This is a genomic window from Streptomyces sp. DT224 (assembly GCF_049844595.1).
Lineage (GTDB): Bacteria > Actinomycetota > Actinomycetes > Streptomycetales > Streptomycetaceae > Streptomyces.
In genome coordinates this window covers 287,541-300,926 of record NZ_JBNCLI010000009.1, presented here as the reverse complement: position 1 = coordinate 300,926, position 13,386 = coordinate 287,541, and the positions used below count along the sequence as shown (strand labels likewise).

The window sequence follows — 13,386 nt, the reverse complement described above, 5'->3', positions numbered from 1 at the left end:
ATGACCGGGGTCGCGACGCCCGGCACGGCACCTCGCCGCGTTACCGAACCGCCCCGATAGCTCCTTCCCCAAGCTCTCAGCTTCGTTCGAGCAGGGGAGACCCCATTCGCGACGCTCCGGCGCCTTGCGATGCACCGCACCAGACGCCGCGCCCCACCCGGCCCTGATCCACCGGACAGACCCTGGGCGCCGCCTGTGACAACGCCGGACGGGCTTGACTTCCCGAGGGAAGGCCAAGCCCGTCCGGCGTTGCCGTACAGCCGTTTCCGGCTACCTCACGAACGTCCCGGCCTGGCCCGCCAGGTCCAGGAAGTACTGCGGGGCCACGCCCAGGACCACGGTCACGGCGACGCCGATCGCGATGGTGGTCATCGTCAGCGGGGACGGGACGGCGACCGTGGGGCCGTCCGCCTTCGGCTCGCTGAAGAACATCAGCACGATGACCCGGATGTAGAAGAACGCGGCGATCGCCGAGGAGATCACACCGACCACGACCAGGCCGCCCGCGCCGCCGTCCGCCGCCGCCTTGAACACCGCGAACTTCCCGGAGAAGCCCGAGGTCAGCGGAATACCGGCGAAGGCCAGCAGGAACACCGCGAAGACCGCGGCCACCAGCGGCGAGCGCCGGCCGAGCCCGGCCCACTTCGACAGGTGGGTCGCCTCGCCGCCCGCGTCCCGCACCAGCGTGACGACGGCGAAGGCGCCGACCGTCACGAAGGAGTACGTGCCGAGGTAGAAGAGGACGGACGAGATGCCGTCGGGGGTGGCCGCGATCACACCGGCCAGGATGAACCCGGCGTGCGCGATCGAGGAGTAGGCCAGCAGCCGCTTGATGTCGGTCTGCGTGATCGCGACGACCGCGCCGCCCACCATCGTGACGATCGCGACGCCCCACATGACCGGCCGCAGGTCCCAGGTGAGCCCGGGCAGCACCACGTACAGCAGGCGCAGCAGCGCGCCGAACGCGGCGACCTTCGTCGCGGCGGCCATGAAGCCGGTGACCGGGGTCGGCGCACCCTGGTAGACGTCCGGCGTCCACATGTGGAACGGGACGGCGCCGACCTTGAAGAGCAGTCCGGTGAGGATCATCGCGCCGCCGATGAGCAGCAGCGCGTCGTTGCCCATGGTGTCCGCGAGCGCCGGGTCGATCTTCTGGATCGAGCCGTCGACCACGGTCGCGATCCGCGCGTACGAGACGGAGCCCGCGTAGCCGTAGAGGAGGGCGATCCCGAACAGCAGGAACGCCGAGGAGAACGCGCCGAGCAGGAAGTACTTCACGGCCGACTCCTGCGACATCAGCCGCTTGCGGCGGGCGACGGCGCACAGGAGGTACAGCGGGAGGGAGAAGACCTCCAGGGCCACGAACAGCGTCAGCAGGTCGTTGGCCGCCGGGAAGACGAGCATGCCCGCCACCGAGAAGAGGACGAGCGGGAAGACCTCGGTGGTGGTGAACCCGGCCTTGACCGCGGCCTTCTCACTGTCGCTGCCGGGCACCGACGCGGCCTGCGCGGCGAAGGAGTCGACCCTGTTGCCGTGGGACTCGGGGTCGAGCCGCCGCTCGGCGAACGTGAAGACCGCGACCAGGGACGTCAGCAGGATGACGCCCTGGAGGAAGAGGGCCGGTCCGTCGACCGCGATGGCTCCCATCGCGGCGATGTGCGCCTTGGTCGTCCCGTAACCGCCGGCCGCGAGGCCGACCACCGCGGCGAACGCGGCGACCAGCGCGACGACGGTCAGGAACACCTGCGTGTGGTACCGGGCCCGGCGCGGCACGAACGCCTCGACCAGGACGCCGACGACGGCGACGCCGATCACGATCAGGACCGGGGTCAGCTGGGTGTACTCGATGACCGGGGCCGTGAACTTCTCGTCCGGGGCGGCGGATGTCACCCCGCTCGCCGTCGTCCACAGGCTGTGGACAGCTGTTGCGCTCACTTGGCGGCCTCCACCTCGGGCTGGGGGTCCTTCTTCTGTACGTCCGACATGGTGTGCTGCACCGCCGGGTTGACGATGTCCGTCAACGGCTTCGGGTAGACACCCAGGAAGAGCAGCAGCGCGATCAGCGGGACGACCACCACGAGCTCACGGACCTTGAGGTCCGCCATGCCCTGCACCTCGGCCTTGACCGGGCCGGTCATGGTGCGCTGGTAGAGGACCAGGACGTAGATCGCGGCGAGCACGATGCCGGTGGTGGCGATGATGCCGGCCGCCGGATACGCGGCGAACGCGCCGACCAGGACCAGGAACTCGCTGACGAACGGGGCGAGCCCCGGGAGCGACAGCGTGGCCAGGCCGCCGATCAGGAAGGTGCCGGCCAGGACCGGGGCCACCTTCTGCACCCCGCCGTAGTCGGCGATGAGGCGCGAGCCGCGCCGGCTGATCAGGAAGCCCGCGACCAGCATCAGCGCGGCCGTCGAGATGCCGTGGTTGACCATGTACAGCGTCGCGCCCGACTGGCCCTGACTGGTCATCGCGAAGATGCCCAGGATGATGAAGCCGAAGTGCGAGATGGACGCGTAGGCGATCAGCCGCTTGATGTCGCGCTGGCCGACCGCGAGCAGCGCCCCGTACACGATGCTGATCAGCGCCAGGACCAGGATCACCGGCGTCGCCCACTTGCTGGCCTCCGGGAAGAGCTGGAGGCAGAAGCGGAGCATCGCGAACGTGCCGACCTTGTCGACCACGGCGGTGATCAGCACGGCGACCGGCGCGGTCGCCTCACCCATGGCGTTGGGCAGCCAGGTGTGCAGCGGCCACAGCGGGGCCTTCACCGCGAAGGCGAAGAAGAACCCGAGGAACAGCCACCGCTCGGTGCCGGTCGCCATGGAGAACGTGCCGTTGGCCCGGGCCTCGGCGATCTCGGAGAGCGAGAACGAGCCGGCGACCACGTACAGGCCGATCACCGCGGCCAGCATGATGAGGCCGCCGACCAGGTTGTAGAGGAGGAACTTCACGGCGGCGTACGAACGCTGCGCCGCCGCGTTCTCGTCGCTGCCGGTGTGCGCCCGGTCCCCGAAGCCGCCGATGAGGAAGTACATCGGGATGAGCATGGCTTCGAACAGGATGTAGAAGAGGAAGACGTCGGTGGCCTCGAAGGAGAGGATCACCATCGCTTCGACCATCAGGATCAGGGCGAAGAAGCCCTGGGTGGGGCGCCAGCGCGAGGAGTTCGTCTCCAGGGGATCGGCGTCGTGCCAGCCGGCCAGGATGACGAACGGGATCAGCAGGGCGGTGAGCGCCATGAGCGCGACGCCGATGCCGTCCACACCCAGTTCGTAGCGGACGCCGAAGTCCGCGATCCAGGCGTGCGATTCGGTGAGCTGGAAGCGGGCGCCGCCGGGCTCGAAGCGGGCGAGCGCGATGCCCGCCAGGACGAGCGTGGCCAGCGAGAAGGCCAGCGCCAGCCATTTGGCGGCGGTGCGCCGGGCGGCCGGGACGGCGGCGGTGGCCACCGCGCCGATCGCGGGGAGCGCCGCCGTCGCTGTCAGGAGGGGAAAGGACATGTGATCAGACCGCCCTCATCAGCAGGGTCGCGGCGATGAGAACCGCCGTACCGCCGAACATCGAGACCGCGTAGGAGCGGGCGTAGCCGTTCTGCAGCTTGCGCAGCCGGCCGGAGAGCCCGCCCATGGACGCGGCCGTGCCGTTGACGACGCCGTCGACCAGGCTGTGGTCGACGTACACCAGGGAGCGGGTCAGGTGCTCGCCGCCGCGGACCAGGACCACGTGGTTGAAGTCGTCCTGGAGGAGGTCGCGGCGCGCGGCCCGGGTGAGCAGCGACCCGCGCGGGGCGGTCACCGGCACCGGCTTGCGGCCGTACATCGCCCAGGCGACGGCGACACCGACGACCAGGGCGACCATGGTGGCCGCGGTGACGGTGGAGGCACCGATCGGGGCGTCGCCGTGGTCGTGCCCGGTGACGGGCTCCAGCCAGTGCAGGAAGCGGTCGCCGATCGAGAAGAAGCCACCGGCGAAGACCGAGCCGAAGGCCAGCACGATCATCGGGATCGTCATGGACTTCGGGGACTCGTGCGGGTGGGGCTCCGCGTGCTCGCCGCGCGTCTCCGCGGCGGGCTCGACGTCCGGCGCGTCCGGGGACGGCGTCGCCGTGCGGCGCCAGCGCTCCTCGCCGAAGAAGGTCATCAGCATCACGCGCGTCATGTAGAACGCGGTGATCGCGGCGCCGAGCAGGGCCACGGAGCCGAGGATCCAGCCCTCGGTGCCGCCCTTGGCGAACGCCGCCTCGATGATCTTGTCCTTGGAGAAGAAGCCGGAGAGGCCGGGGAAGCCGATGATCGCGAGGTAGCCGAGGCCGAAGGTGACGAAGGTGACCGGCATGTACTTCCGCAGGCCGCCGAACTTCCGCATGTCCACCTCGTCGTTCATGCCGTGCATGACCGAACCGGCGCCGAGGAAGAGCCCGGCCTTGAAGAAGCCGTGCGTCACCAGGTGCATGATGGCGAAGACGTAGCCGATGGGGCCGAGCCCGGCGGCCAGGATCATGTAGCCGATCTGCGACATCGTGGACCCGGCGAGGGCCTTCTTGATGTCGTCCTTCGCACAACCGACGATCGCACCGAACAGCAGCGTGACCGCGCCGACGACCACGACGACCATCTGGGCGTCCGGGGCGGCGTTGAAGATCGCACCGGAGCGGACGATCAGGTAGACACCGGCGGTGACCATGGTCGCGGCGTGGATGAGGGCGGAGACCGGGGTCGGGCCCTCCATCGCGTCGCCGAGCCAGGACTGCAGCGGCACCTGGGCGGACTTGCCGCAGGCGGCGAGCAGCAGCATCAGGCCGATCGCCGTCAGCTTGCCCTCGCTGGTCTCGCCGGTCGCCTCCAGGACGGGGCCGTACGCGAACGTGCCGAAGGTGGTGAACATCAGCATGATCGCGATCGACAGGCCCATGTCGCCGACGCGGTTGACCAGGAACGCCTTCTTCGCGGCGGTCGCCGCGCTGGGCTTGTGCTGCCAGAAGCCGATGAGCAGGTACGACGCCAGACCGACGCCCTCCCACCCGACATACAGCAGCAGGTAGTTGTCGGCGATGACCAGGATCAGCATCGCCGCCAGGAACAGGTTCAGATAGCCGAAGAAGCGGCGCCGGCGCTCGTCGTGCTCCATGTAGCCGATCGAGTAGATGTGGATCAGCGTGCCCACACCGGTGATCAGCAGGACGAAGGTCATCGACAGCTGGTCGAGCTGGAAGGCCACATCGGCCTGGAAGCCCTCGACCGGGATCCAGCTGAACAGCTTCTGGTGCAGCGCCCGGTCGTCGGCGCTCTTCCCCAGCATGTCGGTGAAGAGCACCACGGCCACGACGAACGAGGCGGCGGCGAGCAGGGTGCCGAGCCAGTGCCCGGCACGGTCGAGGCGCCGGCCGCCGCACAGCAGCACCGCCGCTCCGAGCAGGGGCGCCGCGACGAGCAGCGCAATCAGGTTCTCCACAGTGCAAACGCCCCTTACAGCTTCATCAGGCTGGCGTCATCGACCGAGGCCGAGTGGCGGGAACGGAACAGCGACACGATGATCGCGAGCCCGACCACGACCTCCGCGGCGGCGACGACCATCGTGAAGAAGGCGATGATCTGGCCGTCGAGGTTGCCGTGCATCCGGGAGAAGGTGACGAACGCGAGGTTGCAGGCGTTGAGCATCAGCTCGACGCACATGAACACCACGATCGCGTTCCGCCGGATCAGCACACCGGCCGCGCCGATGGTGAACAGCAGGGCGGCGAGATAGAGGTAGTTGACCGGATTCACTTGGCGACCTCCTCTTCTTCGGTGTCCCGGCCCAGCCGCTCACCGGAGCGCTGCTCCAGTGCCTTGAGGCCGGCCAGCGATTCCTGGGACACGTCACGCATCTGGCCGCGCTTGCGCAGCGTGTTCATGACGGTCAGCTCGGACGGGGTGCCGTCGGGGAGCAGGCCCGCGATGTCCACCGCGTTGTGCCGGGCGTAGACGCCGGGGGCGGGCAGCGGCGGCACGTGGTTGCTGCGCACGCGCTCCTCGGACAGCTCCCGCTGGGTCTTGGCCCGTTCGGTGCGCTCGCGGTGCGTGAGCACCATCGCGCCGACCGTCGCGGTGATCAGCAGGGCGCCGGTGATCTCGAAGGCGAAGACGTACTTGGTGAAGATGAGGCTGGCGAGCCCCTCCACGTTCCCGCCGTGCGCGGTGTTGGCGGTGCCCAGGCCGTTGAAGGTCTTCAGCGAGGCGTTGCCGATACCGGCGATGAGGAGGACGCCGAAGCCGATGCCGCATCCGGCGGCCAGCCAGCGCTGGCCCTTGATGGTCTCCTTCAGCGAGTCCGCCGCCGTGACGCCGACGAGCATGACCACGAAGAGGAACAGCATCATGATCGCGCCGGTGTAGACGACGATCTGGACGATGCCGAGGAAGTAGGCGCCGTTGGCGAGGTAGAACACCGCGAGGATGATCATCGTCCCGGCGAGGCTCAGTGCGCTGTGCACGGCCTTCTTCATGAGCACCGTGGACAGGGCGCCGATCACGGCGACCGTGCCGAGCACCCAGAACTGGAACGCCTCGCCGGTCGAGGTCTGCGAGGCCGCTGCGGCCAGGCCGGTCATGCGTCCACCTCCTGCGAAGCGCCGTTGCTCTCGGCCTCGTCGGACGGCTTCTCGCCCTTGGACACGGCGAGCTGGCGCTCCGTACCGGGGGCGGCCTCGGTGACCAGGCCCCGGTAGTAGTCCTGTTCGTCCATGCCGGGGAAGATCGCGTGCGGGCTGTCGACCATGCCTTCCTCCAGGCCCGCGAGCAGCTCGTCCTTGGTGTAGATGAGGCTCTCGCGGGTGGTGTTGGCGAGCTCGAACTCGTTGGTCATCGTGAGCGCCCGGGTCGGGCACGCCTCGATGCACAGTCCGCAGAGGATGCAGCGCGCGTAGTTGATCTGGTAGACGCGGCCGTAGCGCTCACCCGGGGAGTAGCGCTCCTCGTCGGTGTTGTCCGCGCCCTCCACGTAGATCGCGTCGGCGGGACAGGCCCAGGCGCACAGCTCGCAGCCGACGCACTTCTCCAGCCCGTCCGGATGGCGGTTGAGCTGGTGGCGGCCGTGGAAGCGCGGCGCCGTCACCTTCGGCGTCTCCGGATACTGCTCGGTGAGCCGCTTCTTGAACATGGCCTTGAAGGTCACGCCGAAGCCGGCCACCGGGTTGAGGAACTTGTCCTCCGAGTTCGGGGAGGACTGCGAGGACGCCGTCGACCCCGTCGGCCCGGTGGACTTCGCCGGCCTCTTGGACCCCGGCAGATCTGGCAGTTCAGACACCGTCGGCCTCCTTTCCGTCACTCGGATTTCCGTCACTCTGAGTATCCACCCCGCCACTGACAACGAGCTCCCGCTCGCGGCGCGGCCTGCGCCTCGGCACGGGCGGCAGGGTCTGTCCGGGCAGCGGCGGGACCGGGAATCCGCCCGCCATCGGGTCGAACGCCGGCTCGGGCCCGGCCTGCTCGGCCGCGGCCTTCTCCTTCTTGTCGCGGAAGATGTCGGCGACGAAGGAGATCAGCAGCACCGCGATCACGGCACCCGCCACGTAGAGCAGGATCTTGGAGAAGTCGTAGCCCTCGTTGCGCAGCGCCCGTACGGTCGCCACCAGCATCAGCCAGACGACGGAGACCGGGATCAGGACCTTCCAGCCGAGCTTCATCAGCTGGTCGTAGCGGACACGGGGCAGCGTGCCGCGCAGCCAGATGAAGAAGAACAGCAGCAGCTGGACCTTGAGGACGAACCAGAGCATCGGCCACCAGCCGTGGTTCGCGCCCTCCCAGAAGGTGCTGATCGGCCACGGGGCCCGCCAGCCGCCCAGGAACAGGGTCGTGGAGACCGCGGAGACGGTGACCATGTTGACGTACTCGGCGAGCATGAACATCGCGAACTTGATGGACGAGTACTCGGTGTTGAAGCCGCCCACGAGGTCGCCCTCGGACTCCGGCATGTCGAAGGGGGCGCGGTTGGTCTCACCGACCATCGTGACGATGTAGATGATGAAGGAGACCGGGAGCAGGATGATGAACCAGCGGTCCTGCTGCGCCTCCACGATCTTCGACGTCGACATCGACCCCGAGTAGAGGAACACCGAGGCGAACGCGGCGCCCATGGCGATCTCGTACGAGATCATCTGCGCGCACGAGCGGAGCCCGCCGAGCAGCGGGTACGTCGAGCCGGACGACCAGCCGGCCAGCACGATGCCGTAGATCCCGACCGAGGCGACCGCGAGGATGTACAGCATCGCGATCGGCAGGTCGGTGAGCTGCATCGCCGTACGGTGCCCGAAGATCGAGACCTCGTTGTCCGAGGGCCCGAAGGGGATCACCGCGATGGCCATGAACGCGGGGATCGCGGCGACGATCGGGGCGAGGACGTAGACGACCTTGTCCGCCCGCTTGACGATGACGTCTTCCTTGAGCATCAGCTTGATGCCGTCGGCGAGCGACTGGAGCATGCCCCAGGGGCCGTGCCGGTTGGGGCCGATGCGCAGCTGCATCCAGGCGACGACCTTGCGCTCCCACACGATGGAGAAGAGCACGGTCACCATCAGGAACGCGAAGCAGAAGACGGCCTTGATGACGACGAGCCACCAGGGGTCGTTGCCGAACATCGACAGGTCCTCGGCGGCGAGCACCGAACCGTGCGGTGCCGCGGCCAGTTGAGCGAAGGCGGTCACGCCCGCACCTCCGGTGTGACGTCGGGAGTACCGGGAGCGGCGGGGCCGATCCGGACCAGGCCGCCGGGGCGGGCCCCGGTCGTCGCCGGCACGCCCCGCCCGGTGGAGTTCAGCGGGACCCAGACCACGCGGTCCGGCATGTCGGTGACCCGGAGCGGGAGTTCGACGCTGCCCGCCGGGCCGGACACCGCCAGCAGGTCGCCGTCCTTGACCCCGCTCTCCGCGGCCGTGGCGGCCGAAAGCCGGGCCACCGCCTCGTGCCGGGTCCCGGCGAGCGCGGTGTCGCCCTCCTGGAGGCGGCCCAGGTCGAGCAGCATCCGGTGGCCGGCCAGGATCGCCTCGCCGTCGCCGGGCCGGGGCAGCGGCTGCGCGGAGACGCGGGGGTCGTCCGCGTACCCGCCCTGCCAGCCGCCGAGCCGGTCCAGCTCGCGGCGGGCGGCCCGCAGGTCCGGCAGCGCGAGATGCGCGTCCATCGCGTCGGCCAGCATGTGCAGGACGCGGGCGTCGCCCGGGGCGAGGTTCCGCGTCATCTGGTCGGGCTTCAGCGCGGCCTCGAACATCCGCGCCCGGCCCTCCCAGTTGAGGAAGGTCCCGGACTTCTCGGCGACCGCGGCCACCGGGAACACCACGTCGGCGCGGTCGGTGACCTCGCTCGGCCGCAGCTCGAAGGAGACCAGGAAGCCGACCCGGTCCAGGGCCTCCAGGGCCCGCGCCGGGTCCGGCAGGTCCTCGGTCCCCACGCCGGCGACGACCAGCGCGCCCAGCTCACCGGAGGACGCGGCCTCGATGATCTGGCCGGTGTCGCGGCCGAAGCGGGACGGGAGTTCGGCGACGCCCCACACGGCGGCCACCTCGCCCCGGGCGCGCGGGTCGGTGGCTGGCCGGCCGCCGGGCAGCAGCGACGGGAGCGCGCCCGCCTCCACCGCGCCGCGTTCGCCCGCCCGGCGCGGGATCCACACCAGCCGGGCTCCGGTCGCGGTCGCGGCCCGGACCGCGGCGGTCAGCCCGCCGGGCACCCCGGCCAGCCGCTCGCCGACCACGATCAGCGCGCCCTCGCCGCGCAGCGCCTCGGCCGCGACGGCGCCCTCGCCCTCCAGGCCGACACCGCCCGCGATGGCGTCCAGCCATTCGGTTTCGGTGCCGGGCGCGGCGGGAAGCAGTGCGCCGCCGGCCTTCACCAGGCCCCGGCTGGCGTGCGAGGCGACGGAGAACGTGCGCTGGCCGTGCTTGCGGTGGGCCTTGCGCAGCCGCAGGAAGACGCCGGGGGCCTCCTCCTCCGACTCGAACCCGACCAGCAGCACGGCCGGGGCCTTCTCCAGTGAGGTGTACGTGACACCCGACCCGTCGAGGTCCTTGCCGCGCCCGGCGACGCGCGAGGCCAGGAAGTCGGCCTCCTCGTCGCTGTGGACGCGGGCCCGGAAGTCGATGTCGTTGGTGTCCAGGGCGATCCGCGCGAACTTGCTGTACGCGTAGGCGTCCTCGACGGTCAGCCGGCCGCCGGTGAGGACGCCGGTCCGGCCGCGCGCCGCGGACAGGCCCTCGGCCGCGGCGGCCAGGGCCTCGGGCCAGCTCGCCGGTTCCAGCTCACCCGACCCGCCCCGGACGAGCGGGGTGGTGAGGCGGTCGCGCTGCTGGGCGTAGCGGAAGCCGAAGCGGCCCTTGTCGCAGAGCCACTCCTCGTTGACCTCGGGGTCGTTGGCCGCGAGGCGGCGCATGACCTTGCCGCGCCGGTGGTCGGTGCGGGTGGCGCAGCCGCCGGAGCAGTGCTCGCACACGGAGGGCGTCGACACCAGGTCGAAGGGGCGGGAGCGGAACCGGTACGCCGCCGAGGTGAGCGCCCCGACCGGGCAGATCTGGATGGTGTTCCCGGAGAAGTACGACTGGAACGGGTCGCCCTCGCCGATGCCGACCTGCTGGAGCGCGCCGCGCTCGATCAGCTCGATCATCGGGTCGCCGGCCACCTGGTTGGAGAACCGCGTGCAGCGCGCGCAGAGCACGCACCGCTCACGGTCCAGCAGCACCTGGGTGGAGATCGGCACGGGCTTCTCGTACGTCCGCTTCCTGCCGTCGAAGCGGGAGTCCGGGTCGCCGTGCGACATCGCCTGGTTCTGGAGCGGGCACTCGCCGCCCTTGTCGCAGACCGGGCAGTCCAGCGGGTGGTTGATGAGCAGCAGCTCCATCACACCGCGCTGCGCCTTGTCGGCGACGGGCGAGGTGATCTGCGACTTGACGACCATGCCGTCGGTGCAGGTGATGGTGCAGGACGCCATCGGCTTGCGCTGGCCCTCGACCTCGACGATGCACTGCCGGCAGGCGCCGGCCGGGTCGAGGAGCGGGTGGTCGCAGAACCGGGGGATCTCGATGCCGAGGAGCTCGGCGGCGCGGATGACCAGGGTGCCCTTGGGCACGCTGATCTCGATGCCGTCGATGGTCAGCGTGACCAGGTCCTCGGGCGGGATCGCCGCTTCGCCGCCCCCGGAGGGCGCACTCGTGGTGACTGTCATGCGTTCACCCCCTGGTGAGCGTTCTTGTCGTCGGCCCAGAGGGTCGATTTGGCGGGATCGAAGGGGCAGCCCTTGCCGGTGATGTGCTGCTCGTACTCCTCGCGGAAGTACTTCAGCGAGGAGAAGATCGGCGAGGCGGCGCCGTCGCCGAGGGCGCAGAACGACTTGCCGTTGATGTTGTCGGCGATGTCGTTGAGCTTGTCGAGGTCGGACATCCGGCCCTTGCCGGCCTCGATGTCGCGGAGCAGCTGGACGAGCCAGTAGGTGCCCTCGCGGCAGGGAGTGCACTTGCCGCAGGACTCGTGGGCGTAGAACTCGGTCCAGCGGGTGACGGCCCGCACCACGCAGGTCGTCTCGTCGAAGCACTGGAGCGCCTTGGTGCCGAGCATGGACCCGGCCGCGCCGACGCCCTCGTAGTCGAGGGGCACGTCGAGGTGTTCGTCGGTGAACATCGGCGTGGAGGAGCCGCCGGGGGTCCAGAACTTGAGGCGGTGGCCGGGGCGCATGCCGCCGCTCATGTCGAGGAGCTGGCGCAGCGTGATGCCGAGCGGCGCCTCGTACTGGCCGGGGCCCGCGACATGGCCGCTGAGCGAGTAGAGCGTGAAGCCGGGGGACTTCTCGCTGCCCATCGACTTGAACCAGTCCTTGCCCCTGTTCAGGATCGCGGGAACCGAGGCGATGGACTCGACGTTGTTCACCACAGTGGGGCAGGCGTACAGACCGGCGACCGCAGGGAAGGGAGGCCGCAGCCGGGGCTGGCCACGCCGTCCTTCGAGAGAGTCGAGCAGCGCGGTTTCCTCACCACAGATGTACGCACCGGCTCCCGCGTGCACCGTGAGTTCCAGATCGAGCCCTGAACCCAGGATGTTCGTCCCCAGATATCCCGCCTCGTACGCCTCTCGAACGGCCTCGTGCAACCGTCGCAGCACGGGGACGACCTCACCGCGCAAGTAGATGAACGCGTGCGACGACCGGATCGCGTAACAGGCGATCACGATGCCCTCGATGAGGCTGTGCGGGTTGGCGAAGAGGAGCGGGATGTCCTTGCAGGTCCCCGGCTCCGACTCGTCGGCGTTGACAACAAGATAGTGAGGCTTGCCGTCCCCCTGCGGGATGAACTGCCACTTCATGCCGGTGGGGAAGCCGGCGCCGCCGCGGCCGCGCAGACCGGAGTCCTTGACGTACGCGATGAGGTCGTCCGGGGACATGGTGAGGGCCTTGCGCAGCCCTTCGTAGCCCTCGTGGCGGCGGTAGGTGTCCAGGGTCCAGGATTCCGGCTGGTCCCAGAAGGCGGACAGGACGGGCGCGAGCAGCTTCTCGGGGCTGGTCCCGTTGTGATCGAGCTCGGTGGCCAACGTCATCACTCCCCCTCCTCGGCCGCGGGTCCTGCCGGGTGGTCCGGGTCGGATGCCGAGGTCTGCTGCGGCGCGTCGTGCGAGCTGAGGTGCTCGGCGCCCTTCTGCGGCTGGTCGGTGGGCGCCTCGCCGCGCGGGCCGACCACGCGGGCCTGCGGTGCGGCCTCGCCCTTGGCCAGCTTGAGACCGATGAGCGAGGCGTGGCCGGCGCCGCCGGTCGCCGCGACGGCGCCGGGGCGCTCGTCGGGGAAGCCGGCCAGGATGCGCGCGGTCTCCTTGTACGTGCACAGGGGCGCGCCGCGGGTGGGCTCGACGGTGCGGCCGGCGATCAGGTCGTCCACCAATCGGGTGGCGCTCTCCGGGGTCTGGTTGTCGAAGAACTCCCAGTTGACCATCACGACGGGCGCGAAGTCGCAGGCAGCGTTGCACTCGATGTGTTCGAGGGTGACCTTGCCGTCGTCGGTCGTCTCGTCGTTGCCGACGCCGAGGTGCTCCTTGAGCCGGTCGAAGATCGCGTCGCCGCCCATCACCGCGCAGAGCGTGTTGGTGCAGACGCCGACCTGGTAGTCGCCGCCGGCCTTGCGCCGGTACATCGTGTAGAAGGTGGCGACCGCGGTGACCTCGGCGGTGGTGAGGCCGAGCATGTCGGCGCAGAAGGCCATGCCCGTACGCGAGACGTACCCCTCCTCGGACTGCACGAGGTGCAGCAGCGGCAGCAGCGCGGAGCGGCTGCCGGGGTAGCGGGCGATCACCTCCTTCGCATCCGCTTCGAGCCTGGCGCGCACCTCGGCCGGGTAGGCGGGGGCGGGGAGCTGCGGCATCCCCAGACTGACTTCCTGACGTG

10 protein-coding genes are annotated in these 13,386 nt (G+C 69.9%); all 10 read right to left on the bottom strand.

The features are described from left to right. Positions 1–270 precede the first annotated feature (270 nt). From nuoN to nuoE, 10 genes are read right to left on the bottom strand one after another with little or no spacing between them, the layout of a single operon-like run. Positions 271–1,935 carry an NADH-quinone oxidoreductase subunit NuoN gene (nuoN, locus tag ACLQ2N_RS23980; RefSeq protein ID WP_425816190.1) on the bottom strand — a complete coding sequence of 555 codons (1,665 nt, stop codon included), beginning with the start codon at positions 1,933–1,935 and terminating at the stop codon, positions 271–273. Beyond that, on the bottom strand, positions 1,932–3,503 hold the full coding sequence (locus tag ACLQ2N_RS23975) for an NADH-quinone oxidoreductase subunit M (RefSeq protein ID WP_425816189.1): 1,572 nt from the start codon (positions 3,501–3,503) through the stop codon (positions 1,932–1,934). The genes nuoN and ACLQ2N_RS23975 overlap by 4 nt, the downstream gene beginning before the upstream one ends. A gap of 4 nt (positions 3,504–3,507) precedes the next feature. Further along, positions 3,508–5,454: an NADH-quinone oxidoreductase subunit L gene (nuoL, locus tag ACLQ2N_RS23970; RefSeq protein ID WP_425816188.1), complete on the bottom strand. Its 1,947-nt coding sequence runs from the start codon at positions 5,452–5,454 to the stop codon at positions 3,508–3,510. Positions 5,455–5,468: 14 nt separating this feature from the next. Continuing rightward, complete coding sequence (gene nuoK, locus ACLQ2N_RS23965; RefSeq protein WP_018101339.1) at positions 5,469–5,768, bottom strand: NADH-quinone oxidoreductase subunit NuoK; 300 nt, start codon at positions 5,766–5,768, stop codon at positions 5,469–5,471. Next, entirely contained in the window at positions 5,765–6,592 is an 828-nt protein-coding gene (locus ACLQ2N_RS23960; RefSeq protein WP_425816187.1) for an NADH-quinone oxidoreductase subunit J, read from the bottom strand. The genes nuoK and ACLQ2N_RS23960 overlap by 4 nt, the downstream gene beginning before the upstream one ends. After that, on the bottom strand, positions 6,589–7,287 hold the full coding sequence (gene nuoI, locus ACLQ2N_RS23955) for an NADH-quinone oxidoreductase subunit NuoI (protein ID WP_425816186.1): 699 nt from the start codon (positions 7,285–7,287) through the stop codon (positions 6,589–6,591). The genes ACLQ2N_RS23960 and nuoI overlap by 4 nt, the downstream gene beginning before the upstream one ends. After that, a complete protein-coding gene (gene nuoH, locus ACLQ2N_RS23950; RefSeq protein ID WP_018101342.1) occupies positions 7,280–8,683 on the bottom strand; it encodes an NADH-quinone oxidoreductase subunit NuoH in 1,404 nt (467 codons plus the stop codon). The genes nuoI and nuoH overlap by 8 nt, the downstream gene beginning before the upstream one ends. Then, positions 8,680–11,187 carry an NADH-quinone oxidoreductase subunit G gene (locus ACLQ2N_RS23945; RefSeq protein WP_425816185.1) on the bottom strand — a complete coding sequence of 836 codons (2,508 nt, stop codon included), beginning with the start codon at positions 11,185–11,187 and terminating at the stop codon, positions 8,680–8,682. Before ACLQ2N_RS23945 ends, nuoH begins: the two co-directional genes overlap by 4 nt. After that, a complete protein-coding gene (gene nuoF, locus ACLQ2N_RS23940) occupies positions 11,184–12,548 on the bottom strand; it encodes an NADH-quinone oxidoreductase subunit NuoF (protein ID WP_425816184.1) in 1,365 nt (454 codons plus the stop codon). The genes ACLQ2N_RS23945 and nuoF overlap by 4 nt, the downstream gene beginning before the upstream one ends. Beyond that, a complete protein-coding gene (gene nuoE / locus ACLQ2N_RS23935) occupies positions 12,548–13,363 on the bottom strand; it encodes an NADH-quinone oxidoreductase subunit NuoE (protein ID WP_425816286.1) in 816 nt (271 codons plus the stop codon). Before nuoE ends, nuoF begins: the two co-directional genes overlap by 1 nt. Positions 13,364–13,386: the final 23 nt, after the last annotated feature.

Excerpts from the sequence above, each read along its gene's own strand:
- ACLQ2N_RS23975 (WP_425816189.1), bottom strand. The coding sequence starts at position 3,503 with ATGTCCTTTCCCCTCCTGACAGCGACGGCGGCGCTCCCCGCGATCGGC.
- ACLQ2N_RS23960 (WP_425816187.1), bottom strand. The coding sequence starts at position 6,592 with ATGACCGGCCTGGCCGCAGCGGCCTCGCAGACCTCGACCGGCGAGGCG.
- ACLQ2N_RS23945 (WP_425816185.1), bottom strand. The coding sequence starts at position 11,187 with ATGACAGTCACCACGAGTGCGCCCTCCGGGGGCGGCGAAGCGGCGATC.
- nuoF (WP_425816184.1), bottom strand. The coding sequence starts at position 12,548 with ATGACGTTGGCCACCGAGCTCGATCACAACGGGACCAGCCCCGAGAAG.
- nuoE (WP_425816286.1), bottom strand. The coding sequence starts at position 13,363 with ATGCCGCAGCTCCCCGCCCCCGCCTACCCGGCCGAGGTGCGCGCCAGG.